The organism is Candidatus Palibaumannia cicadellinicola (assembly GCF_000754265.1).
Lineage (GTDB): Bacteria > Pseudomonadota > Gammaproteobacteria > Enterobacterales > Enterobacteriaceae > Baumannia > Baumannia cicadellinicola_B.
Map to the genome: position 1 here is coordinate 725,797 of NZ_CP008985.1, position 26,209 is coordinate 752,005.

The following is a 26,209-nucleotide window of genomic DNA, read 5'->3' on the forward strand; positions in this document are numbered from 1 at the left end:
GTAGAGTGAGTAAATACTTATTTATTCACTATCACTACGCTGGGCACGCGAGCTCTGACGGCTGAAACGACGTTCGCAGCCAGCAGCAGTTCCAGCTGCACGGCGATCGTGGAAGTTACGACGAATACCATGGCGTTCAATACATCTAGCCGGAGCTTCACTAAAAAGTTGCATATTAATAGGTTTATTCATAATACGAGTACGGGTGAAATGAGAGAGCATATCACCCGGTATGCCTTTCGGTAGCTCTATAGTAGAATGTGATGCAAATAACCTAATATTACCAATGTAACTACTATTTATATCCCCTTCATTGGCGATAGCCCCAACGATATGACGTACTTCTACACCATCATCACGACCTACTTCAATTCGGTATAAATCCATTTTACTAAAGTCTAAACGTTCACGGTGAGTATGTCGACGAAACTCACTACGAGGGCGGCGTTCAACAATAGGATCTGGCGACATAATTAGTGGACGTTCACCCTGAGCCATTTTAAGTAGTACTGCGGCCAGCGTTTCCATATCGAGATCTAATTTTTCTGTCCGCTGCAGCCTAGCCAGCATGGCACGATACATACTTAGATCTCTATTTTTGAGTTGATTTTTTACTTTAGCAGCGAATTTTTCTAGACGACGGGTGCTCAGCACCTCGGCGGTTGGCAACTCCACTTCCGGAATCGTAAGTTTCATCAGGCGTTCAATATTACGCAACAAGCGACGTTCGCGGTGCTCTACGAACAGTAGAGCACGCCCAGCTCTACCGGCGCGCCCCGTACGACCTATGCGGTGTACATAGGATTCAGAGTCCATAGGAATATCATAGTTCACTACAAAGCTGATGCGATCAACATCTAAACCGCGTGCGGCTACATCAGTTGCTATTAGAATATCTAGACGGCCATCTTTAAGACGGCTCAGCGTTTGCTCTCGTAGCGCTTGGTTCATATCACCGTTCAGCGCCGCGCTATTATAACCATTTTGTTCCAGCGATTGTGAGACTTCTAACGTTGCATTTTTGGTACGGACAAAAATAATTGCCGCATCGAAATCTTCTGCTTCTAGGAAACGTACTAGCGCTTCATTTTTACACCTTCCGTGCACTGTCCAGTAGCTTTGACTGATATCTGGACGATTAGTAACACTAGATTCTATGTGCACTTCTTGTGGTTCATTCATAAAACGTCGGGTAATGCGACGAATCGCTTCCGGCATAGTAGCTGAGAATAGCGCGGTCTGGTGTTTAGCTGGTATTTGCGCCAGAATATTTTCTACATCTTCGATAAAGCCCATACGCAGCATTTCATCTGCTTCGTCCAATACCAGGCCGTTTAGATGGGATAAGTCTAATGTGCCACGTTTGAGATGATCCAGTAAGCGACCTGGAGTGCCTACTACGACCTGGGAACCTTGACGTAAAAAACGTAACTGTACGTCATAGCGCTGGCCACCGTACAATGCAACAACATTTACGCCTTTCATATGTTTAGAAAAATCTGAACATGCTTCTCCAACTTGAACGGCAAGCTCGCGAGTAGGTGCTAAGACAAGCACCTGCGGGGCATTTAACTTAGGATTTATCTTATGGAGTAATGGCAGAGCAAAAGCAGCGGTTTTACCGCTGCCTGTTTGAGCCATACCTAACACGTCACGACCAGCTAATAGGTACGGAATACACTCAACTTGAATCGGAGATGGTTTTTCATAACCAAGATCATTGAGAGCGTCAAGAATAGGAGCATTAAGTCCCATATTCGCAAAAGAGATATTAACTACAGACATGTACACGTGCCTCATTTCTTCTAGTGGCCAGTCTACATACCTCGTAGTGAAAATTGTAATTCATTTTCATAAAAAGGGTGAACCTGATCACATTAAATTTAAAACTAAAAACAAGCAGTAACCCGATAAGATCAAGCATAATAAAATTAATTTAGTCGTTTTACTCTTATCCTCTTTACTCAGACCTATGCGGATGATTATCATCAGTTAGATTAAGTTAGAAGATAAGTAAATTATTTTATCAAGTATATGCTAATAGTGTGAATTACTTCCTGATACTGAATATCATGCTATTGTATCATACAGTACTCCACGTTCATATAACATATGTTCTATCTCTGACTTTTACTTATCTGAGTACCATCGCATCCTGATTATGATCATTAGTAATACTAGCTTCTTTCATGCTGAGACGAACGCGTCCATTACGGTCTACTTCCAGTACCTTAACTAACACTACCTGATCTAAGACTAAATAATCGGCAATTTTATCCACCCGCTTGTTAGATATTTGGGAAATATGCACCAACCCCTCTTTACCACCACTAATAGCTATAAAAGCGCCAAAGTCAACGATACGGGTAACTTTACCATGATAGATACGACCTACTTCTATTTCTGCGGTAATCTCTTCGATACGGCAAATGGCTTGACGTGCTTTAGTACTATCAGTTGCGGCAATTTTCACGGTACCATCATCTTCAATTTCGATGATTGTTTTAGTCTCTTCGGTCAAAGCTCGGATCACAGATCCGCATTTTCCGATCACATCCTTAATTTTATCTGGATTAATTTTGATGGTGTGAATACGCGGCGCGAATTTGGAAAGATCACTACAAGGCGCGCTGATCACCTGCTCCATCATACTCAAAATATGCATCCGCGCATCTTTTGCCTGATTTAACGCTAATTGTATAATATTGCTGGTTATACCTTCTATTTTTATGTCCATCTGTAATGCGGTAATTCCCTCTCTGCTACCAGCGACTTTCAAATCCATATCACCAAGATAATCTTCATCACTTAGAATATCCGATAACACGACAAAGTTATCACCTTCCTTTACTAAACCCATAGCCACACCGGCAACTGCAGCTTTAATAGGCACTCCGGCATCCATTAATGCTAGTGAGGCACCACATATCGAAGCCATAGAAGAGGATCCATTGGATTCGGTTATTTCTGAAACAACGCGTATGGTATAAGGAAATTCCTTTGCTTTCGGTATGACTGCTAGCATACCACGTTTTGCTAAACGACCGTGACCGATCTCACGACGTTTTGGTGAACCAACCATCCCGGTTTCACCGACGCAATATGGAGGAAAATTATAGTGTAGTAAGAAACGGTCAGTACGTTCACCAGTAAGCTCATCGATATTCTGTGCGTCGCGTTCAGTTCCAAGAGTGACGGTCACCAAGGCCTGAGTTTCGCCGCGTATGAATAATGCGGAACCATGGGTACGTGGTAGTATGCCAGTACGCATGTCTAAACTTCTAATCATATCTTTGGTACGACCGTCAATGCGTGGCTCACCACGTAGGATACGGTTACGGACTATTTTTTTCTCCAGGTTGCTGAGGATATTTTTTATTTCTTCTTCTTCGATAGTTTCGTTTGACTGATTCAATGTGCTTACTATATCGGCCTTGAGAGATTCTATATAGGCGTAACGTTCTTGTTTTTCTCTAAGGCAAAACACGTTATTTAAGCTGGATTCAGCAAGTTTAGTAACCTGCGACTGTAGATGAGCATTGACTTTTGGTGCTTGCCAATGCCATTTTGGTTTACCAGCTTCAGCAACTATATTTTGAATATTTCGGATAACAATTTGCTGTTGTTCATGGCCGAAAACTACTGCGCCTAGCATTTGCTCTTCGCTTAACAATTGTGCTTCTGATTCAACCATTAGTACCGCGTTAGCCGTACTAGCAACTACTAAATCAAGGCGGCTTTCTACTAATTCTGTCATCGTTGGGTTCAGTATATATTGATTATTGATGTAACCCACGCGCGCTGCGCCAAACGGTCCGTTAAATGGGATACCAGATAGACTTAACGCTGCTGAAGCACCAATCATTGCGACGATATCTGGGCTCACCTGTGGGTTAACAGATACAACTGTGGCTATCACTTGAACTTCATTTAAGAATTCTTCCGGAAACAAAGGACGGATCGGACGATCGATAAGACGAGAAATCAAGATTTCTCCTTCGCTAGGACGGCCTTCACGGCGGAAGAATCCACCAGGAAAACGGCCAGCTGCATAAGTTCTTTCCTGGTAGTTTACCGCCAGCGGAAAGAATTTTTGTTCTGGTTTTGTTTGTTTAACGCCTACTACGGTAACTAGTACTGCTGTATCGTCCATGCTTACCATAACTGCTGCAGTTGCCTGACGAGCTAGAATACCAGTTTCTAGCATTAGAGTATGCTTACCGTATTGAAAATGGTGAACAATAGGATTTAGCAAAATGATATCCTTAATTTCAGAGTGTGCAGCGCAAGCTTAACTTAACCGCCGACCACCATTGACTAACAATCTTCTCATTACATTAGCTGAAGTCGTCTAATAAAATGGAAGAATACTTTTAAAATTTCAAACAAGTAATTAATATAATTATTCGTTTAACTTTATATATAATATAAGAAAGGGGCCAAATTAGGCCCCTACGATACTAATCGATCAGATTTGTTGTTCCTGATTAATATTATCATCTATATCTAAATCTAGCTTAACGACGCAGGCTAAGACGTTCAATTAGGTTGGTATAACTAGCTATATCTTTATCCTTAAAGTAGGATAGCAGTTTACGACGTTGTGAAACCATACGTAGTAAACCACAGCGGCTATGGTAATCTTTTTTATGTTCTGTAAAATGACCCTGCAAGTGGCTAATCTGAGCTGTTAAAAGAGCAATTTGAACTTCTGTTGAACCGCTGTCGTGAGCATAACGGCCAAAATCAGAAACTATTTTTGCTTTTGCGTTGATACTTAGAGACATTGTAACACTCCAAATTGAAGGTAAAATAGACAGGCATTAATCTATAATTTAGCCGCCAGCTTCACAAAGCATTATCATTTTACTCTGAGCCTATTTTTATCGCAAGGTTAAGGTGATTGCATCATCAAATAAGTGATTCAGTAATAAGGCGCCGAGGCTTCAGCCGTCCCGGCTCAGTAATTTCACCAATGCCGAAGAAGCGTAGAGTATCCGCTATGCGTACTCGTACTAAGCCCCGTTGCCAAGCGGTATCAACTACCACTGTCTGGCCGAGTCGTACTCGGGCGGCAATGGTTGGAGGTAAGTTGATAGCTGGTAAATTAGCTAACGCACTATCTATTGGTAATAGTAGCGCATCTAGCTGCGCTAGATGCGTCTCGGTAACTTGTGGTACATCTATAGTTTTTTGCAACATCTGGAGTGTCACCATACGTGCTGCAGGATAGTGCGCTACTGCCAAACGACGCAATCTTGTAACGTGCGCACCGCAACCTAAGAACTCACCAAGATCATTAATAATAGTACGGATATAAGTGCCTTTCGAGCAGTGAACTTCTAGTTCAATATTCGTATGATCCCAATAAAGTAACTGTAGATCGTATATATGAATCAACCGTGCTTCACGTGGAACTTCGATACCTTTGCGTGCATATTCATACAGTGGTCGACCTTGGTACTTTATAGTTGAAAACATTGGGGGAACCTGGTGGGTCTCACCGTAGAACTGCGCTAGTGTCTGCTCAAGCATTACTTGATCTAGTATAACAGGACTAGTACTAATAATTTTACCTGTAGCATCGTAGGTATCAGTCCGCTCCCCTAGCTTTGCAGTAACACGGTAACGTTTGTCAGCATCTAGAAGATACTGGGAAAACTTGGTCGCTTCCCCTAGACAAATAGGTAACATACCAGTAGCTAGTTGATCTAGCACACCAGTATGCCCGGCTTTTTTTGCTCTGAATAATTGTTTTACTGTTTGTAATAAATTGTTCGACGACACACCACCTGGTTTATCTAGCAGAATAATGCCATCAATATTACGATAGCTGCAACTGAGACGATGGTCCATATTAATCGGCTGTATCTTTTTCGTGATAACGTTGACGATCTTTTTCTACAGCTTGACTAACAAGATTATATATGCGCATACCTTTTACCAATGAGTAGTCATAAGCGAAAGTTAGCTTCGGCACCACACGTAAGTGCATTGCTTTGCCGAGCAGGCTACGGATAAATCCCGAAGCAGCCTGCAGTGTCCGTATCGCTATGTTTACCTGATCATCGTTATTCTCATTCAGGAAGGTGAAGGTCACAAAAACTGTTGCTGATGCTAAGTCACGGGATACATCAACTCCTGAAACAGTAGCCATACTAATACGAGGATCTCTAATTTCGCGTTGCAAACTAATGGCTATTGTTTTTTGCATCTCCTGAGCGAGACGTTGTGTACGGCTATACTCTTTGGCCATAAGACATTCTCCAGATAGATAAGCCAAGGCGTTTCTCATATTTCTGTACTTAACGATCGTTAGTTATCAAGCGCTAGTTTTTGTATTATCTGAATGAATTCGAATACTTCTATAACGTCGCCAGTATGAATATCAGTATAGTTTTTTATACCAATACCACATTCCATACCGTTACGCACTTCATTAACATCATCTTTAAAGCGACGTAGCGAATCTAGCTCACCTTCGTAGATGACGATATTATCGCGTAGTACGCGAATTTTGTTATGGCGCTTAACTACACCTTCTGTTACTATACAACCAGCGATAGCGCCAAATTTAGGTGAACGAAAAACATCACGTACTTCTGCTAAACCAATAATTTCCTGTTTATACTCAGGTGCTAGCATACCATTAATTGCTTGTTTGACTTCATCAATCAAGTCGTAGATTACAGAATAATAACGTATATCAATATTTTCAGTATCAATTATGCGACGAGCAGAGGCATCAGCACGAACGTTAAAACCTAGTACTATAGCATGAGAAGCAGCAGCAAGAGTAACGTCAGTTTCAGTAATACCACCAACACCAGAGCCGATGATATTCACTTTTATGTTATCGTTAGAAAGTTTCTTAAGTGCATCATGGATTGCTTCTGCTGAACCTTGTACGTCTGATTTGAGCACAATGTTCAACTCTAATATGTTGCCTTCGGTAACATTAGCGAACATATTTTCTAGTTTAGAACTATGCTGACGTGCTAATTTTACTTCACGAAACTTACCCTGACGATATAGGGCCACTTCACGAGCTTTTTTCTCATCACGGACTACAGTCACTTCGTCACCAGCAATAGGAACTCCGGATAGACCGAGAATTTCTACTGGGATAGATGGACCAGCAGAATATAAAGTACGACCTCCTTCATCACGCATGGCACGTACACGACCATATTCTAGTCCGCATAGCACAATATCACCACGATTCAGAGTACCTTCACGTACTAATATGGTTGCTACTGGACCTCTGCCTTTATCCAAGAAAGATTCGATCACAACACCGCTTGCCATACCATGATGAATGGCTTTAAGTTCTAGCACTTCCGCCTGTAGCAGGATAGCGTCTAGTAGATCTTCAATACCGGTACCATCTTTAGCAGAGACATTCACGAACTGATTTTCACCACCCCATTCTTCCGGAATAACACCGTACTTAGTTAGTTCATTTTTTATACGATCTGGATCAGCTTCTTGTTTATCAATTTTATTGATAGCGACAACAATCGGTACTTTTGCAGCTTTAGCATGTTGTATCGCTTCTATTGTCTGCGGCATAGCGCCGTTGTCAGCCGCAACCACTAGCACAACAATATCCGTTGTTCTAGCACCACGAGCACGCATGGCAGTAAAAGCTGCATGTCCAGGAGTATCCAGAAAGGTAATCATACCTCTCTCTGTTTCTACATGGTAAGCTCCAATATGCTGAGTAATACCGCCAGCTTCGCTAGCTGCGACCTTAGTTGAGCGGATATAGTCTAGTAATGAGGTTTTACCATGGTCTACGTGCCCCATGATGGTTACAACGGGAGCACGTAATTCAGCAGCAGCGTCGCTACCAATATCACGGTCGTTCATAATCGATGCTTCTAATTCGTTTTCACGAAGTAGGATAACCTTATGACCCATATCTTCTGCCACAATTTGCGCAGTTTCTTGATCAATTACTTGGTTAATAGTTACCATGGCACCTAATTTCATCATTTTTTTTATTATTTGTGAACCTTTTACTGCCATCTTATTAGCTAGTTCAGCAACCGTGATCATTTCTCCGATAACAACATCGCGGTTGATTACTTGCGAAGGTTTGTTGAAAACTTGCATCAGAACGCTAGATTTACGTTTGTTTTGACTTTTCCCACTACGTCCAACAGCGCGTGCTTCTTCGCGATCTGCTTTAAACTCAGATAAACGGTTAGTTCTTTTTTGTTTAGAAGTTTTACCTCCTCGGATTCGACGTTCGTTTTCTATCTTTCTATCATTATCGTCTTCTGCTACACGGGCGTGATGACAAGTCGTAATATGGTAATCAGTTATATCTTCTTCGGTAGATTCGGACGTAGCAATCCAATTGCTACCATGATTTTCAGCAAGTTGAGAGACTTCTTCTGCAATTTGGCGAGCCTTTTCTTCGATCTTACGACGTGTTTCTTCTTCTACTTGATGTTTCAACCATGCTGCTTCTACTTGACGGTTGGCTTTTTCAGACGCCTGTTTTGACTTAGTCATAGGATTGGTCTGATTTATTATCAATTTATTACTTTCCGCTATCCTACATTTATTTTGTTTCTTAGGAACAGATTTAGTATTATCTTCTGTCTGAAGTATTACTGTTTCGACAGTCATCTTTTTAGTCAGTTCTTCTACTTCATTCTGTTTCAAAGCCTGAGGTTCTCGTTGCACATATATGCGCTTTTTACGTACTTCTATTTGTACTGACTTACTTTTACCACTGGCACTAGGAATCTTTAAGGTGCAGCGCGTTTTACGTTGTAAGGTTAATTGATGTGGCGCGTTGCTAAGATCAGATTTTAGGTACGCGAGTAAGGTTTCTTTTTCCTGCGAAGTAACATAATCTACTGCGGTTTTATCAATACCAACATCAGTAAACTGCTGTACTAGACGATCCACAGGAATTTGCATTTCTGCGGCAAGCGATTTTACTGTTACATTTGTCATGCTGTTTCTTCCATGCTACGTTTTATTACACCTTATTACCAAACCAGCAAATATTGCGCGCTGCCATAATTAGCTCTCCAGCTTCCTCACTGCTTAATCCTTCAATATTTGATAAGTCTTCGACACCTTGTTCGGCAAGATTTTCCAGCGTACACACCCCATGCGCGGCTAATTTGAAAGCTATATTGCGCTCAAGTTTCGATAATCCCAATAAGTCTTCAGCCGGCTTGACTACTTTGCTATTATTTTCCATAGCTAAGGCAAGTTCCGTAAGAGCATGCTTAGCTTTTGTTCGCAGCTTTTCTACTGTATTTTCATCAAGTTTATCGATGGCTAGTAATTCCTTTATTGGTACGTAGGCTAGCTCTTCCAGCGAAGAAAAGCCACCATCCACAAGTACTGTAGCTAAATTTTCATCGATCTTTAGATGTTTAATAAAAATTTTGATAGAAGCATAAGCTTCAGCTCTATGTTTTTCCTGTAGATCATATACTGTCATAACATTTAGCTCCCATCCGCTGAGCTGGGAAGCTAACCGGACGTTTTGTCCGTTGCGTCCTATAGCCTGAGCAAGGTTCCCAGCTTCTACCGCAATATCCATAGTATGTTTATCCTCATCTACTACTATGGACGTTACGTCAGCGGGGGCCATAGCGTTAATAACAAATTGAACAGCGTTATCATCCCATAAAACAATATCAATACGTTCCCCGCCTAATTCGCTAGAAACTGCCTGTACGCGCGCACCGCGCATACCAACACACGCACCAACAGGATCAATTCTTTTATCATTAGTTTTCACTGCTATTTTGGCTCGTGAGCCTGGATCTCTGGCTACAGCCTTAATTTCAATTACTTCTTCGCCGATTTCTGGTACCTCAATACGAAACAGCTCAACTAACATTTCGGGACGAGCGCGGCTCACGAAAAGTTGCGGGCCACGTGCTTCCGGACGTATGGAGTAAAGCACTCCGCGGATACGGTCACCCAGGCGAAAATTCTCACGTGGTAACATATCTTCACGACTAATAAAAGCTTCAGCATTATTCCCGAGATCTAGATTTATACTGTCGCGATTAACTTTTTTTACCACACCGGTAAGGATTTCTCCTTCGTGATTACGAAATTGTTCTACTACCATAGCACGCTCTGCTTCGCGTACTTTTTGCACAATAACTTGTTTAGCGGTTTGAGTAGTGATACGGTCAAATATTACAGATTCAATTTCATCTTCAATATAACCGCCTATTTTAGCTTTTGAATTGTCAAATTTTGCTGCTTCCAGTGTGATCTCGCGAGTTGGCAGGGTGACTTCTTCTACAATAAGCCAACGGCGGAATGTTTTAAAATCACCAGACTTACGATCAATGTTAATGCGAACTTCAATTTCTTGTTCGTATTTTTTCTTTGTTGCGGTAGCCAGAGCAGTCTCAAGCGCTTCGAAAATCTTTTCCCTTGGAATTGATTTTTCGTTGGAAACTGCCTCAACAACAGCAAGAATTTCTTTATTCATCCTAGTAGCCTCAGTAAAATGTTAAAAGTCGGGTACAAAGCGAAAACTTTTACTTTTTTTCTTTCTACCGTCACCGTGATCATTTCACCGTCGACCGCTTTAAGAATGACCTACTACTTACCGCTACCGCCGTAGTTTGGCACTGCTATACCATAACCATCTTCTGCGCCGGTAAATAGCGCGAAATAGGCTGCGGTGAACTTTGATCTTATTATTTAATAATAATATTTAATAACAAAAAGCCCCGAAAAATCGGGGCGTTAAGTTATTGTAACTTGTCAATCGCAAGCAAAAATGCAAATTATTAATAATATTTTAAAAAATACTATTAAAGAAAAAAGAGGTTGCGGGGGTCGGATTTGAACCAACGACCTTCGGGTTATGAGCCCGACGAGCTACCAAACTGCTCCACCCCGCGTAATAAAATACTTTAATATACTTTGTTTACCGTAATAAATCAACTAATCAACGAAATTGGTACCGAGAACGGGACTTGAACCCGTAAGCTTTATTAAGCACTACCACCTCAAGGTAGCGTGTCTACCAATTCCACCACCTCGGCACTAAACAACTATATTTATAAAATGAATTATTTTGTAAGTAAAGACTTTACTTTAAAATATCATTAGTAACTTTATCTGAAGATAAAGTACTACCTGTACTGATGCGCATATCTTTAACTAGATTTGAATCATGTATATCACTATTTTTATCATAATCATGACTGCTTATATTCCCTAATATTAAACTCAGCAACAAAAACAGTGTTCCCATAACTGCAGTCATACGTGTTATAAAGTTACTAGAACCACTCGAACCAAACAAGGTACTAGAGGCGCCGATACCGAAAGAAGTATCCATATAAGTACCTTGTTGCAGTATAATCAGTGTTATTAGACATACTGCCACTAATATAAATATTACTAATATAGTTTGACACATAATATTTTTGATTATTATTTTGTATAATACTAATTATTGTTTCTCAAACTCTAACCTAAGTAATCAGTTAGTTTGAAGTTTAACCAAAGCATTCGTTACGCACAAGAAGCATTTTTCTGCTCGTTTATTTATTTAATTAATGTTCCTCAGTTCACAGCTTTTACAGCATCTGCTATATAATGTGCTAAGTGTGTGACCTTAGTTTCATCTTCACCTTCAACCATGACTCGGATAAGATGTTCGGTACCAGATTGACGTAATAATACTCGACCTTGCTCGGCTAATTTTCGCTCAACTTCTTCACACGCCTTAATAACGGTAATAGAATTTAGTGGATTATTTTTACCAGCAAAGCGTACATTAACTAATGTTTGGGGAAATAGCCGCATACCGTGGCACAGATCATGTAGTTTCATACTATTCCCCACCATTGCCGATAAAACCTGTAGTCCTGCAATAATACCATCACCCGTTGTAGTATGATCCAGTAGAATTACGTGACCAGAGTTTTCTGCTCCAATACGCCAACCTTTCTCCTGCATTTTTTCCAACACATAACGATCTCCTACACGGGTACGTACAAAAGGAATACCCAACTTTTTAAGCGATAACTCGAGCCCCATATTACTCATTAGTGTGCCAACAACACCACCAGCTAACTGACCTTGTCGCATTTTCTCACGTGCTATAATATATATGATTTGATCACCATCTACCTTATGCCCTAAATGATCTACCAAGATCATTCGATCACCGTCACCGTCGTAAGCAATACCAATATGAGCATTTTCGGCCAGTACTCTACTTTGTAGCTGCCGGACATCGGTAGTACCGCACTCTTTATTAATATTCATACCGTCTGGTTGGCAACCGATAGCTACTACCTCAGCGCCTAATTCACGTAGCACGCTTGGCGCAATATGGTAAGTAGCCCCATTAGCACAATCAACTACAACTTTAAGACCCTTGAGACTGAGATTACGCGGGAATGTACCTTTACAAAATTCAATATAGCGGCTTGCCGCATCGCCTATTCGGCTAGCTTTTCCAAGTTCTGCTGACTCAACGCACATTAGTTTATTTCCTAGTTCTGCTTCGATCGCTTGCTCAACTTCGTCTGGAAGCTTAGTACCTTCAATAGAAAAAAATTTAATGCCGTTGTCATAAAATGGATTATGTGAAGCTGAAATGACAATACCCGCCTCTGCACGAAAAGTTCTAGTTAAATAAGCAATCGCTGGCGTAGGCATCGGACCAGTAAAAGCAGTCGAAAGACCGGCAGCGGCCAGTCCAGCTTCCAAAACAGACTCTAGCATGTAACCGGAGATCCGTGTATCTTTGCCAATAATAATTTTACGAGAGCCGTGACGTGCCAATACCTTACCAGCTGCCCAGCCTAGCTTTAGCACAAAGTCAGGTGTGATCGGAGTATCACCTACCTTACCGCGGATACCATCGGTACCGAAATATTTATTGTGATTCATACAAAAAACTGTTCCTTTGCTAAAAGTGTAGCTTCTACTACACGTAGTGCTTCGATGGTCTGCTTGACATCATGAACACGAATGATCTGCACCCCTTGCATAGCAGCAATTACTGCACAAGCAATGCTACCGGTTACTAGCTGCTCAGGCGGTCGATTAATTAGCTGTCCTATCATCGATTTACGCGACATACCTACTAGTATAGGTAGGCTAAAGTGATGAAAATCTACTAGTCTAGCTAGTAAGCGATAATTGTGCGCTAAATTTTTGCCAAAACCAAAGCCTGGATCGATAATTATTTTGTTTCTTTTGATTCCAGAGACTTCACAACGTGCAATCTGTTGTACAAAGTAATTTTGTACTTCGGTAAGTACATTATAGTAAGATGGCTTTTGTTGCATAGTGCGCGGTTCTCCCTGCATATGCATTAGGCATACTGGTAACTCACTGGCCGCTGCTGCTTCTAGTGCTCCAGGTTGACTCAACGAGCGGATATCGTTAATTAAATGTACTCCAGCGGCAGCGCTTTCGCGTATCACCAAAGCCTTAGAAGTATCAACTGATATTAAAGTATCAAACCGCTGTACTAATGCAGTCACTACCGGGACTACCCGCGCCGCTTCTTCTTCATCATTAACAATATCAGCTCCCGGACGAGTAGATTCTCCACCGATATCGATAATACTTGCGCCGGCTTCGATCATAACAGCAGCATGATCGATAGCAGCAGCAATAGTATTGTATTTACCACCATCAGAAAAAGAATCCGGAGTAACATTCAAAATACCCATAATTCTAGTTACTGAAAGGTCCAACGTACGTTTGTTAGAGACTATTTGTCTCATAGCTATATTTATCGGCACTAAAAATACCTTATGATGCTGAATTATTTATTGCCTAATCTAATTGCTTTGACATAACATAGTATTATCTTGATTCGGTACCGGACTCTTCTCTCCCATATTCATGTCATGGCTACTACTGCTACTTCTATCTAAATGATCATCCCATCCTGCCGGTGGTCGTATAGAAGATTGGCGTGTCATTAGATCATCGATCTGTGGGGCATCAATAGTTTCATATTTCATGAGCGCATCTTTCATAGCCTGTAAGATATCCATATTTTCTATCAATAACATGCGTGCGCGCAGGTAATTACGCTCAATTAGCAATTTCACTTCTTGGTCAATGATACGTGCAGTTTCGTCTGACATATGTTTAGCTTTAGCGACGGAACGACCGAGAAACACCTCACCCTCCTCTTCTGCGTATAAAAGTGGGCCTAATTTATCTGAGAATCCCCACTGAGTCACCATATTACGAGCAATAGAAGTGGCTACTTTTATATCGTTGGATGCTCCGGTAGAAACTCTAGCTGAACCATAAATTATTTCTTCTGCCAAGCGTCCACCATATAGGGTAGAAATTTGGCTTTCCAGCTTTTGACGGCTAGAGCTAATCGTATCTCCTTCAGGTAAGAAGAAAGTCACTCCGAGAGCACGACCACGCGGGATAATAGTTACTTTATGCACCGGATCATGGTCTGGCACCAGACGACCAATAATCGCATGACCTGCTTCGTGATAGGCTGTCGACTCTTTCTGTGCTTCGGTCATAACCATGGAACGACGTTCGGCACCCATCATAATTTTATCTTTGGCTTTTTCAAACTCGATCATTGAGACAACATGTTTGCTACAGCGTGCCGCAAAAAGTGCTGCTTCGTTTACTAAATTAGCTAAATCTGCTCCGGAGAAGCCTGGTGTACCACGAGCAATAACTGAAGCGTCCATATCTGCTGCTAGTGGAACGCGGCGCATATGTACTTTAAGAATCTGTTCACGCCCACGCACATCCGGTAAACCAACAACTACCTGCCGATCAAAACGTCCTGGTCGTAGCAACGCTGGGTCTAACACGTCCGGGCGATTGGTAGCCGCGATAATAATAATGCCTTCATTACCTTCAAAACCGTCCATTTCAACCAGCATTTGGTTCAAGGTTTGTTCGCGTTCATCGTGACCGCCGCCCAGGCCTGCTCCACGCTGCCGACCGACAGCGTCTATTTCATCTATAAATATAATGCATGGTGCTGCTTTTTTAGCCTGTTCAAACATATCCCGCACACGCGAGGCGCCTACACCTACAAACATTTCTACAAAATCAGAACCAGAGATCGTAAAGAATGGCACTTTTGCCTCTCCAGCGATCGCTTTAGCTAGTAAGGTTTTACCAGTACCGGGTGGCCCAACCATTAAAACACCTTTTGGAATTTTACCACCTAGTTTTTGAAAACGACTCGGTTCTCGTAGATAATCTACCAGCTCGCTGACTTCTTCTTTAGCTTCATCGCAACCAGCAACGTCAGCAAAAGTAGTTTTAATTTGATCTTCTGTTAGCATACGTGCTTTACTTTTACCGAAAGAAATTGCCCCCTTACCGCCTCCTTGCATTTGCCGCATAAAAAAGACCCAAACGCCAATTAGCAACAACATCGGGAACCAGGATATAAAGATTGACGCTAGCAGACTCGGTTCTTCCGGTGGTTCACCAACTACTTTCACATTTTTTGTTAAAAGAATATCTAGCAGTTTCGGGTCATTGATTGGAATAAAAGTAGTATAATGGTGATTATCTTTTTTGGTAACGGTAATCTCACGACCATTAATACGTGCTTCCCTAATTTGGTCTTGATTTAATTCGGATATAAAGGTGGAGTAATCTACTTTACGTCCATTTGATTCGCTGGGCCCGAAGCTCTGGAATAACGACATCAGCACTATTGCGATGATTAACCAAAGAATTAGGTTCTTCGCCATATCACTCAAGAGATTAACCTCATATTAAAACAACATGAACTATTTGCATAATAGGGTATTATATTTTACGCCCCTTCGCTAGAAGGTATACTTCGCTGGAACGAGACAGCGAAGCATCTGGTTTAATAATTTTGACTTTCGTAAATAAGAAGCGTATGTTCCGTAAAGACTCATCAAACCCATCTCCCTGAAATACTTTAACTATAAAACTACCACCTGGAATTAAAATATCTCGACATATTTTTAATGCATGTTCTACTAAAGACATAGATTTTGGAATATCTATCATTGGGATCCCACTCATATTAGGGGCCATATCTGATAAAATAACCTGAACTTTTGTTTGTCCTACTAATTTCAGTAGTATTCGTAATACTTCCGGATCACAAAAATCCCCCTGCAAAAACTCTACGCCTAATAACGGAGACATAGAGAGGAGATCACAGGCAATCACACGTCCTTTTCTGCCTATTTGCGTCGCAGCATATTGCGACCAACCTCCAGGTGCCGCACCAAGATCTATTACTGTCATGCAAGGCTGAAACAGCTTATATTTTTTTTGTATTTCATCAAGTTTAAACCAAGCACGAGAACGTAGTCCCTTTTTTTGTGCTTGTATCACGTATTTATCTTTAAAGTGTTCTTGCAGCCAGCAGTGGGAGCTAGCTGAACGTTTTTGGGAAATCATATTAATTTTTGAAATGATTTGAATAGAATACCGTCAGTAAACGGTGAAGAGATTTTGCCACTCATACGTCTAACATATCGCTGTTCAAAGCAATCTGATGTGTATGACATGACGGTAGAGGGCTTCGTTTTCAATCCCAAACGAAGCAAAAAAGATAAATGAATCCAAAGCAAAATCAACAACAGCATCACCTAACCTAAAAACCTGGCCATACGTGGCAAATCAAATGGTAATTATAATCAACGAATAACAACAACTATGATTGAATATTTTTCGCTAAAATTGAATCGGTACTGGAAAGTTTTAATCTGATTAGTGAACAGCTGATTGCAAACTAACCAAGACACTATCTATTATAACTAAATATACTTTATTTAGTATATCAGCAAAGAGTATAACATTTTTAATAAAAAATTATATATACTTAACTTTTAATATATGATACTTGACTTCTCCTCCAGGCGTTTGAATCACAACAATATCTCCCTCTTCCTTACCTACGAGTCCACGAGCAATGGGTGAATTTATAGAAATTAGATTCTGTTTAAAATCTGCTTCATCGTCACCAACTATGCGATAAGTTTGTTGTTCTTGGATATTAAGATTATCAACACTTACCGTAGCGCCAAAAATTACGCGAGAACTAGGAGATATTTTAGTTACATCAATAATCTGTGCATTAGAAAGTTTAGCTTCAATTTCCTGAATCCTACCTTCGCAAAAACCTTGCTGCTCGCGTGCAGCATGGTATTCAGAGTTTTCTTTTAGATCTCCGTATTCACGAGCTTCCACAATATCCCGGATAATTTCAGGGCGACGTACACTTTTTAAGTAACTTAGTTCTTCCCGTAGTTTTTCAGCGCCGCGTAGAGTCATGGGAGTTTGATTCATAATTATACCTTTACGTTAATTGATACTACATTGCGAAAGTAGTAGCTATCTAAAAGTGTAATGCTAATGCTACTTTAGCTTCGTTAGCCCTACTATGAACTGCTTCCCAACCTAATCTAATTTTTAAATGATGATTTGAGAAGCATTTTACCGCAGAGTTTAGTATCGGTCATCGTTTACTTTCTCCATATTCGCACCGTAGTATGTACTATTAGAGTTAGTGATTTTTTTTTGACTCAATATTATGTTTGTTTCAAAATTAATAAGATGCTGGACTAGTGTTTTAATACTATCCGCACAAGCAGTAGCGGTTGAAAACTACACCGCATATTTACCAGAAGGTGTTAACCTAGCGTTAATGGTACAAAAAGTAGGAGCGCCGCAGCCGATTATCGATTATCACAGTCAGCAGCTAGCGCTACCTGCTAGTACGATTAAGCTATTGACAGCACTAGCAGCACTACTACAACTAGGACCAACCTATCGTTTTCATACTAGTTTTGAAGCAGTATTACCTGCTGTAGAGGGAGTATTGCACAGTGATCTGATCGCACATTTTGGCGGTGATCCAACATTTTCTCGTCAACGACTGCATACAATGGTGACAACACTACGTAAGCAGCGTATAAGACAGATTACTGGTAACTTAATTATCGATACGTCAGTATTCGCTAGTTATGATAAAGCACCTGGTTGGCCATGGAATAATTTGACCCGATGCTTTAGTTCACCTCCAGGTGCTGCGATCATTGATCGTAACTGCTTTTCTCTTTCTCTTTATAGCGGGCAGACTGTAGGTGAAATAGCTTTTATTCATCTCTCTTCTTACTATCCTATACATATGTTCAGTCAGGTACGTACTCTTGCGCGTAGATCTCGAGATTACTGTGAGCTAGATATAATATCAGGCGAACTAAATCGTTTTACCTTAACAGGTTGTATTACTCAACGCTCTGAACCTCTATCACTTACATTTGCAGTACAGGATGGCGCTAGCTATGTCGGTGCCATTATAAAAGAAGCACTAAAGCAGGCAGATATAAAGCTGAATGGTACGATTATACGACAAAATTATCCTACTACAGTTACATCACGTCAGGTTTTAGCGGAATCTACTTCTGCGCCATTACATGATTTATTACATGTTATGCTCAAAACATCAGATAATATGATTGCCGATACTATTTTTCGTACCATCGGCCATGAACGCTTCAAAGTACCGGGCACCTGGCGTGCTGGTTCTGACGCAGTACGCCAAATTCTACACGAATATGCTAATATTAACTTAGGTAACACTATTCAAGTTGATGGATCTGGTCTATCACGCTATGATCTCATCTCGCCTGCAACTATGATGCGTGTCCTACAATATATCGGTCAGCATGATCAGGTACTCAATTTCATCTCTATGCTACCATTAGCTGGTTATGACGGTACGCTGATGTTTCGTACTGGCCTGCATAAAGCAGGATTAGACGGTAAACTTTCAGCAAAAACTGGCTCATTACAAGGTGTCTATAATTTAGCTGGTTTTATGACGGTCTCTAGTGGTCAGCGTATAGCGTTTGTCCAGTATCTTTCTGGATATACAGTTTTGCATTCACCGGAAGATTCGTATGCATATAAAATACCGTTAGTTCGTTTTGAATACTGGCTATATAAAACTATTTATCTTCATAACTAAAAGTTACTCGGAATTCAAAGACAAAATTTATGAAGGATAATATATATGCTATAGTAAAATCTACAAAAGATAGTTTTATATGATCAAATTTATTCCCATATTAACTTTATATTATCTGGTATTTTTTGTGCGGCGTACTGATGTTTTTTGTGCTCATTCATAAATAACATTATATCCCAACATAACGCCTTGATGCCGTTGCGATTTACGGCAGAGATTAAATAGTAGCTATTTGTTTTGGGTTCGTTAATTGTATTTATAATAGCTTTAGCATGAGCCATAGCTTTAGTTTTACCTAAAAGGTCTATTTTATTAAATACTAACCATCGTGGTTTAGCTGCTAGCGTTTCGCTATAGTTCTTTAACTCTTGAATAACAAGATGAGCATTTTCTAATGGATCTGATTGATCTACTGGGGCTAAATCAATAATGTGCAAAAGGATCCGGCAACGTTCTAAATGTTTTAAAAATCTAATTCCTAGACCAGCGCCAGAAGCGGCACCCTTAATTAATCCTGGAACATCCGCTACAACAAAACTCTGTTTAGGTTTCATTTGTACGACACCAAGATTAGGTACTAGAGTTGTAAAAGGATAATCCGCTACCTTGGGTTTTGCAGCTGATACCGCTCGAATAAATGTAGATTTACCAGCATTAGGTAAGCCTAGCAAACCAACATCAGCTAACAACATGAGTTCTAGCTGAAGCTGACGTATCTCGCCTTTAATACCAATAGTTTTTTTACGTGGTGTACGGTTGATCGAAGATTGAAAATTAGTATTACCTAAGCCATGCAAACCACCTTTTGCAACTAATAAACGTTGTTTATTAACAATCATATCATCTATAATTTCATTAGTACTTTTATCAAAAACTCTAGTACCTACTGGTACTTTAATAATAATATCTTTACCGCGTTTACCAGTGCAATTACTGCCTTGACCGTTTTTACCATTTTCCGCATGAAAATTATGTGTAAAACGATAATCAATAAGGCTATTAATATTTTCATCAGCTTGTAGCCACACGTTACCGCCATCACCACCGTTACCGCCATCTGCCCCACCAAATGGAAGGCACTTTTCGCGGCGAAAACTAACGCAACCACTGCCGCCGTCGCCGGCAGCTACTAAAATAGCTGCTTCATCAATAAATTTCATTAATCCTCTTTTTAAAAAGTTTGATGATAGTCGCTGATATTAGGTACTATAAAGAATAATAATAAAAATTATTTATTGTTTATTTTATTAGTAATTACTTAATTTCGTTAATAACGTTAACAACGTGACGTTTTTTATGTTTCAGACGATTATTCTTAACTTTAAACTGTACTTTACCCTCAGTTAGAGCAAAGATAGTATAATCTTTACCACAGCCTACGTTCGTTCCTGGATGAAATTTAGTTCCTCGCTGACGTATAATAATACTACCTGCTTTTACTATTTCATCACCAAAAAATTTAACGCCTAGTCGCTTACTTTCTGAGTCACGACCATTGCGTGTAGAGCCACCAGCTTTTTTATGTGCCATAAGTATACTTTAAATTTATTAAATTAAACTTTAATACTAGTGACTTCAACTTCGGTAAACCACTGACGATGACCATGGTGCTTACGAGAGTGTTTACGACGACGAAACTTGATAATGTTTAATTTTTTACCCCTACCGTGAGCAATTACTCTTGCAGTAATTTTGCCATGATTAATTAGAGGATTACCGATATGAATATTATCGCTAGTAGTTATCATCATAACTTCGTTAAATTCGATAGTACTATCAGTTGCTATGTTCAGCTTTTCAAGGCGGACAGTTTGACCTTCTCTTACTCGGTACTGTTTACCACCATTTTGAAAAATTGCGTACATAAAAAACTCCTTTTAGTCCGCTTTTTCTGTTCACAACAATAATAATATGATACGTGAAAATTTGATTCAAAACAAGTTTTTATCAGGTTTTTACTTCTGATTTTTTTAAGTACAATCAGCAAAAACATTTTTGCCATTTAATTTTATGTGTTATGTGCTGCATTACATATAACGTCACACTAAAATAGTGAAAATATAATGAATATCAAACAAATTCTCGAAATAATAGCATCCGATATGGCAAATGTTGATACGATGATTTATGAACAACTTAATTCTGATATCGTTTTGATAAATAAACTAGGACACTATATTATCAGCGGGAGAGGTAAGCGCATTCGTCCAATGATCGTTGTACTAATAGCTCGGGCATTAAACTATGATATTAAACAGCATGTAACTGTTGCGGCACTAATCGAATTTATTCATACAGCTACATTACTTCACGATGATGTCGTAGATGAATCTAATATGCGTCGTGGTAAAGCAAGCGCTAATGCTACATTTGGTAATGCAGCAAGTGTATTAGTCGGTGACTTTATTTACACACGTGCTTTTCAGATGATCATAGCACTCGAATCACTACGAGTACTGAAATTAATGTCTGAAGCAGTAAACATTATTGTAGAAGGCGAAGTACTACAATTAATGAATTGTCACGATCCAGACATTACTATCGAAAATTATATGCAAATTATATATAATAAAACTGCAAAATTATTTGAAGTAGCTTCTCAATCGTCTGCGATTTTGGCAGGTGCACTTCCATATCAAGAAGTGGCGTTACGTGATTACGGCCGCTATTTAGGTACTGCTTTCCAACTAATTGATGATTTACTAGATTATGGTGCTAATGGTAATCGGATAGGAAAAAATACTGGAGATGATCTAAACGAAGGAAAATCTACCCTACCTTTACTACATGCTATGCATAATGGTACTCCTGTACAGACATCACTTATTCGTCAAGTAATTGTACAAGGTAATGGTCGTAATTTTATGGAAATGATATTAGAAACCATGCATCAATGTGGTTCATTAGAATATACACGTAAATGTGCTGAAGAAGAGGCAGATAAAGCCATCACTTGTCTTACTTGTTTATCCCCTTCTCCTTATCGTGATGCTTTAGAAAATTTGGCACACTTAATAGTACAACGTAGCTTTTAATAGCTTCTATAAATTGAAATAAATTTATTTATATCAAACATGTCTCATGATTATAGCACTTAATAGAAAGTGAAAGATGATTGTGTTGATTAAATACTTACTACAGCTTTGGTAGAAAGACTCGATAATAACTGAATCTATAGTAGTTAATCTTATTAAAACTAAGATAGCTAAAAAATATTCAGTACTGACTTGAGGTCAGTTTACGAGCTCAAATATAAGAAGGTGAATTATGGCAATCATTCAGATGATAGATTTAAATTTAATGGGTAAACGTGTTTTAATTCGCTCTGATCTTAATGTACCAATTCACAAAGGTGAAATTACTTCACATGCTCGTATATATGCGTCTTTACCAACTATCAAAACAGCTCTGAAACAAGGCGCAAGTGTAATGGTTACTTCTCATCTTGGCCGACCTATAGAAGGTCAATACAACGCTGAATTATCATTACAGCCAATAGTAAATTATTTAAAAAAGAAAATTTCTGCTCCTATTAGGCTTGTTAAAGATTATCTCAATGGTGTAGAAATTTCTGTAGGAGAACTAGTAGTATTAGAAAATGTACGTTTTAATAAAGGTGAAAAAATAAATGATGATAATTTAGCAAAAAGATATGCGGCATTATGTGATATTTTTGTGATGGATGCTTTTGGCACTGCTCATAGAGCTCATGCTTCTACTTATGGAGTAGGAAAATTTGCGCCGATTACCTGTGCTGGCCCACTATTATTTGATGAATTAAAAACATTAAGTACAGTACTACAAAATCCAGAACGTCCAATGGTTGCTATCATTGGTGGTTCTAAAATATCGACAAAACTAACGATACTTAATGAACTTTCAAAAATATCAGATCAAATTATCATTGGTGGAGGTATCGCAAACACTTTTTTTGCGGCACTAGGTTATAATATTGGTTTATCGTTATTTGAAACTAATTTACTTACAGAAGCAAAACAATTACTAAACAGTAATAAAATTTATATTCCTACTGATGTACGCGTAGCTACTAAATTTTGTGAAACAGCTATAGCAACCTTAAAGTCTATCAAAAATATTCAGCCATATGAATATATTCTTGATTTGGGTGATGAATCTGCAGCTAGTTTAGCAAACATGTTAAAAAATGCTAAAACTATTTTGTGGAATGGCCCAGTTGGAGTTTTTGAATTTACTAATTTTCGTAAAAGTACTGAGATATTGGCTCGTGCTATCGCTGAAAGTAATGCGTTTTCTATAGCTGGTGGTGGCGATACACTAGCAGCAATTAATCTTTTTAAGATTGCTCATAATATATCTTATATTTCTACAGGTGGTGGTGCTTTTCTCGAGTTTATCGGGGGAAAAACACTTCCTGTAGTCGTAATGCTTGAAGAACGTGCAAAACATTTAGAATACGTAGGAAAAAACGATGCAAAAATCTAGCTTTACTACATTTGTTAATCAAATAATACTGAGATAGTAATACTCATATATTTTATCTTTCACTTGATTTTACAAAAGTAGGACCAAATTATATGTCTAAAATTTTAGATTTTGTAAAACCAGGAGTGATTACTGGTGATGATATTCAAATAGTATTCGCTATCGCAAAAGAAAACAAATTTGCTTTACCTGCTGTTAACTGTATCGGTACAGATTCTATTAATGCAACATTAGAGGCAGCTATGAAAGTAAGTGCACCTATTATTGTCCAATTTTCTTATGGCGGTGCAGCTTTTATGGCAGGTATGGGTATTAAAAAGGAAAGCAAGACTACTTCAGTACTAGGAGCAATATCCGGAGCCCTACACGTGCATCATATAGCAGAATATTATGGAGTGCCGGTCATACTACATACTGATCATTGTTCTAAAAAACTATTGCCATGGTTAGATGATCTCCTAATAGCTGACGAAAAACATTTTATGACCACTGGTAAGCCACTGTTTTCCTCACATATGATTGATCTATCTGAAGAATCATTAGATGATAATCTAAAAATAAGTGCTGAATACTTAGCTAAAATGGATAAGTTAAACATAACACTAGAAATAGAATTAGGATGTACTGGTGGTGAAGAAGATGGTGTCGATCATCGTTTGATAGATCATTCAGTGCTGTATACCAAACCAGAAGATGTTGCCTATGCTTACGAAATACTAAATGCAATTAGCCCACGCTTCACAATCGCAGCTGCTTTCGGTAACGTTCACGGTGTGTATCAACCAGGTAATGTACAGCTGAGACCTAAAATTCTTGAGAACTCACAGAAATACGTTTCTAAAAAATTTGGACTTCCGACTAATGTTATCAATTTAGTATTTCATGGTGGTTCTGGCTCTACGCTAGAAGAGATTAAGGAAGCAGTAAGTTACGGTGTAGTAAAAATGAATATTGATACAGATATCCAGTGGGCTACTTGGCAAGGAATTCTGCAGTACTATGATCAGAATCAAAAATTTCTACAGAGCCAATTAGGTAACCATGATGATATTAATAAACCCAATAAAAAATTTTATGATCCACGCACTTGGATTCGTGCCGGACAGATATCGATGGTGAACCGTCTTGAATTAGCTTTTCAAGAACTTAATGCGATTAATGTGTTATAGTATTAATATAAATATATATAGTAACAACAGTGATTCTGTACTAATAGCTGTTAAACATATCAAATAAATTCATATAGATGATCAATTTCAGTTAGTAACCTAATCTTAAATTAGTCGATTTTTTGTAGAGTAAAAATAACAAGTTTATTACTATACTTGACATCTTTGCTCAATTGTTTGACATAAGGGCTTGATTAATTTGTATATCAAGTAGAATAACAACGATGATGCAGGATGAACTGAAAAAAGCTGTGGGTTGGGCCGCCCTAAAATATATTCCGTTAGGGACTATCGTAGGAGTAGGTACTGGTTCTACGATCGCTCACTTTATCGATGCTCTTGCGACAATCAGGAATAATATTAAAGGTGTTGTCTCTAGTTCTGAAGTCTCAACAGAAAAATTAAAAAGTCTAGGTATCTTACTATTTGACCTCAATGATGTTGATTCACTAGATATATATGTTGATGGTACCGATGAAATTAATAGCAACATGCAAATGATTAAAGGTGGCGGTGCAGCTCTGACCCGTGAAAAAGTTATTGCCGCGGTAGCACGTCAATTTATTTGTATTGCTGATATTAGCAAACAGGTTCAGATATTAGGACACTTTCCTTTACCAGTTGAAGTTATACCTATGGCTCGTGCTTGGGTTACACGAGAATTAATCAACCTTACTGGTGGTTTACCTAAATACCGTCATGGTGTTGTTACTGATAACGGGAATATTATTTTAGATATACATCACTTACATATTTTAGATGCTATTACATTAGAAAATATTATTAATAATATACCAGGAGTAGTCACCGTCGGACTTTTTGCTCGTCGTAGAGCAGATATAGCTCTTATTAGCAACCCACAGGGTATTAAAGTAATGAGCTGACAATCTTGATTATTATCAAGAGATATCAGTTATCTAACTAAGTAACATTAGTTAACTTATTGTAAGTACTTCTAATATTATTTACTCCAGCGCCAATAGCAAGAAGGAGTAATAATTTCTGGTAAAGAAATATCCCATTTTTTGATTGGTAGAGCTTCATTTTGATATTGACAATCATGCGCTAAACCTATAGGAAAAAAATATTGGTCTTGACGCCAATTTTGCAAAGTACGATCATAAAAACCACCACCCATCCCTAATCGATGACCATAGATATCAAAAGCTACTAGTGGAACAAATAGAATATCTAATTGGTCTAACGATAATAAAGTTGTAATATCTAGTTGAGGTTCGTAAATATTAAAATTATTAATTACTAATGATGTAGTAGGAGTATATTGAAAAAATAGTAAATGCCCGGTAGTAAAAGGATGCGGTACCGGTAAATAAACTTGCTTACCTTTTTTCCATAAAATATCAATCAATGGATTGGTATTGATTTCGCCATCAAAAGAAAGGAAAAGCGCTAACTTATCCGCTTCTCTAATACGCGTCTCTTGTAAAGCACGAATAACAACCATATGAGCTGCTTTATTTTGCTGCTCGGTCGTTAAAGTACGACGTTGTAAGCGAATATTTTTTCTAATAATTTGTCGCAGTAGATGTTTATCCATATCGATTACAAAACTACAGATAAT

22 protein-coding genes, 2 tRNA genes and 2 pseudogenes are annotated in these 26,209 nt (G+C 39.0%); 5 read left to right on the forward strand and 21 right to left on the reverse strand.

The genetic code is table 11. The features are described 5' to 3' along the window. Positions 1-21: 21 nt before the first annotated feature. From IM45_RS03455 to greA, 17 genes and pseudogenes are all read right to left on the reverse strand, one after another. Positions 22-1,785, reverse strand: a complete 1,764-nt coding sequence (locus IM45_RS03455; RefSeq protein ID WP_038499349.1) for a DEAD/DEAH family ATP-dependent RNA helicase — start codon at positions 1,783-1,785, stop codon at positions 22-24. After that, positions 1,772-1,924 (reverse strand): protein YrbN, encoded by a 153-nt coding sequence (yrbN, locus tag IM45_RS03815; protein WP_144241944.1) that lies wholly within the window; start codon positions 1,922-1,924, stop codon positions 1,772-1,774. The genes IM45_RS03455 and yrbN overlap by 14 nt, the downstream gene beginning before the upstream one ends. 210 nt (positions 1,925-2,134) lie before the next feature. Beyond that, entirely contained in the window at positions 2,135-4,255 is a 2,121-nt protein-coding gene (gene pnp / locus IM45_RS03460) for a polyribonucleotide nucleotidyltransferase (RefSeq protein ID WP_038499353.1), read from the reverse strand. Positions 4,256-4,517: 262 nt separating this feature from the next. Continuing rightward, positions 4,518-4,787: a 30S ribosomal protein S15 gene (gene rpsO / locus IM45_RS03465; RefSeq protein WP_038499356.1), complete on the reverse strand. Its 270-nt coding sequence runs from the start codon at positions 4,785-4,787 to the stop codon at positions 4,518-4,520. A 124-nt stretch (positions 4,788-4,911) separates the two neighbouring features. Continuing rightward, positions 4,912-5,856 (reverse strand): tRNA pseudouridine(55) synthase TruB, encoded by a 945-nt coding sequence (gene truB, locus IM45_RS03470; protein WP_038499359.1) that lies wholly within the window; start codon positions 5,854-5,856, stop codon positions 4,912-4,914. 1 nt (position 5,857) lies between these two features. Continuing rightward, complete coding sequence (gene rbfA / locus IM45_RS03475) at positions 5,858-6,256, reverse strand: 30S ribosome-binding factor RbfA (protein WP_038499362.1); 399 nt, start codon at positions 6,254-6,256, stop codon at positions 5,858-5,860. Positions 6,257-6,315: 59 nt separating this feature from the next. Next, positions 6,316-8,529, reverse strand: a pseudogene (infB, locus tag IM45_RS03480) (translation initiation factor IF-2); the annotation flags it as partial. 152 nt (positions 8,530-8,681) lie between these two features. Continuing rightward, a pseudogene (locus IM45_RS03820) lies at positions 8,682-8,973 on the reverse strand (translation initiation factor IF-2 associated domain-containing protein); the annotation flags it as partial. 25 nt (positions 8,974-8,998) lie between these two features. Further along, a complete protein-coding gene (nusA, locus tag IM45_RS03485) occupies positions 8,999-10,486 on the reverse strand; it encodes a transcription termination factor NusA (RefSeq protein WP_038499368.1) in 1,488 nt (495 codons plus the stop codon). A 344-nt stretch (positions 10,487-10,830) separates the two neighbouring features. Beyond that, a tRNA-Met gene (locus IM45_RS03490) sits at positions 10,831-10,904 on the reverse strand. A 57-nt stretch (positions 10,905-10,961) separates the two neighbouring features. Beyond that, positions 10,962-11,048: transfer RNA gene (locus IM45_RS03495), tRNA-Leu, on the reverse strand. Between the two features lie 47 nt (positions 11,049-11,095). Then, positions 11,096-11,428: a preprotein translocase subunit SecG gene (gene secG, locus IM45_RS03500; protein ID WP_038499371.1), complete on the reverse strand. Its 333-nt coding sequence runs from the start codon at positions 11,426-11,428 to the stop codon at positions 11,096-11,098. 146 nt (positions 11,429-11,574) lie between these two features. After that, positions 11,575-12,912 (reverse strand): phosphoglucosamine mutase, encoded by a 1,338-nt coding sequence (gene glmM / locus IM45_RS03505; RefSeq protein WP_038499374.1) that lies wholly within the window; start codon positions 12,910-12,912, stop codon positions 11,575-11,577. Beyond that, positions 12,909-13,757 carry a dihydropteroate synthase gene (gene folP / locus IM45_RS03510; RefSeq protein ID WP_038499688.1) on the reverse strand — a complete coding sequence of 283 codons (849 nt, stop codon included), beginning with the start codon at positions 13,755-13,757 and terminating at the stop codon, positions 12,909-12,911. Before folP ends, glmM begins: the two co-directional genes overlap by 4 nt. Positions 13,758-13,814: 57 nt before the next feature. Then, positions 13,815-15,731 (reverse strand): ATP-dependent zinc metalloprotease FtsH, encoded by a 1,917-nt coding sequence (gene ftsH, locus IM45_RS03515; protein ID WP_051984624.1) that lies wholly within the window; start codon positions 15,729-15,731, stop codon positions 13,815-13,817. A gap of 58 nt (positions 15,732-15,789) precedes the next feature. Beyond that, complete coding sequence (gene rlmE, locus IM45_RS03520) at positions 15,790-16,419, reverse strand: 23S rRNA (uridine(2552)-2'-O)-methyltransferase RlmE (RefSeq protein WP_038499377.1); 630 nt, start codon at positions 16,417-16,419, stop codon at positions 15,790-15,792. A 414-nt stretch (positions 16,420-16,833) separates the two neighbouring features. Then, entirely contained in the window at positions 16,834-17,310 is a 477-nt protein-coding gene (gene greA, locus IM45_RS03525) for a transcription elongation factor GreA (RefSeq protein ID WP_038499380.1), read from the reverse strand. Positions 17,311-17,554: 244 nt separating this feature from the next. Here greA and dacB point away from each other — a divergent pair, with 244 nt between their 5' ends. Next, entirely contained in the window at positions 17,555-18,994 is a 1,440-nt protein-coding gene (gene dacB / locus IM45_RS03530; protein WP_038499383.1) for a serine-type D-Ala-D-Ala carboxypeptidase, read from the forward strand. An 89-nt stretch (positions 18,995-19,083) separates the two neighbouring features. Here the strand turns inward: dacB and cgtA are convergent, their stop codons facing one another. The 3 genes from cgtA to rplU all read right to left on the reverse strand — a co-directional run bounded on the left by cgtA (position 19,084) and on the right by rplU (position 20,859). After that, positions 19,084-20,154 (reverse strand): Obg family GTPase CgtA, encoded by a 1,071-nt coding sequence (gene cgtA, locus IM45_RS03535; protein ID WP_038499694.1) that lies wholly within the window; start codon positions 20,152-20,154, stop codon positions 19,084-19,086. 94 nt (positions 20,155-20,248) lie between these two features. Then, on the reverse strand, positions 20,249-20,524 hold the full coding sequence (gene rpmA / locus IM45_RS03540) for a 50S ribosomal protein L27 (RefSeq protein ID WP_038499386.1): 276 nt from the start codon (positions 20,522-20,524) through the stop codon (positions 20,249-20,251). A 23-nt stretch (positions 20,525-20,547) separates the two neighbouring features. Next, positions 20,548-20,859, reverse strand: a complete 312-nt coding sequence (gene rplU / locus IM45_RS03545) for a 50S ribosomal protein L21 (RefSeq protein ID WP_038499390.1) — start codon at positions 20,857-20,859, stop codon at positions 20,548-20,550. A 198-nt stretch (positions 20,860-21,057) separates the two neighbouring features. Between rplU and ispB the strand changes: the two genes are divergently transcribed. The 4 genes from ispB (at position 21,058) to rpiA (ending at position 25,511) form a co-directional block, all read left to right on the forward strand. After that, entirely contained in the window at positions 21,058-22,029 is a 972-nt protein-coding gene (gene ispB, locus IM45_RS03550; protein ID WP_038499393.1) for an octaprenyl diphosphate synthase, read from the forward strand. Between the two features lie 232 nt (positions 22,030-22,261). Continuing rightward, positions 22,262-23,458 (forward strand): phosphoglycerate kinase, encoded by a 1,197-nt coding sequence (locus IM45_RS03555; protein ID WP_051984625.1) that lies wholly within the window; start codon positions 22,262-22,264, stop codon positions 23,456-23,458. Positions 23,459-23,550: 92 nt separating this feature from the next. Continuing rightward, positions 23,551-24,627 (forward strand): class II fructose-bisphosphate aldolase, encoded by a 1,077-nt coding sequence (gene fbaA, locus IM45_RS03560; protein ID WP_038499396.1) that lies wholly within the window; start codon positions 23,551-23,553, stop codon positions 24,625-24,627. A gap of 224 nt (positions 24,628-24,851) precedes the next feature. Beyond that, positions 24,852-25,511 (forward strand): ribose-5-phosphate isomerase RpiA, encoded by a 660-nt coding sequence (gene rpiA, locus IM45_RS03565; protein WP_038499399.1) that lies wholly within the window; start codon positions 24,852-24,854, stop codon positions 25,509-25,511. A gap of 77 nt (positions 25,512-25,588) precedes the next feature. Here rpiA and IM45_RS03570 read toward each other — a convergent pair whose 3' ends face one another. Further along, positions 25,589-26,185 (reverse strand): 5-formyltetrahydrofolate cyclo-ligase, encoded by a 597-nt coding sequence (locus IM45_RS03570; protein ID WP_038499403.1) that lies wholly within the window; start codon positions 26,183-26,185, stop codon positions 25,589-25,591. Positions 26,186-26,209: the final 24 nt, after the last annotated feature.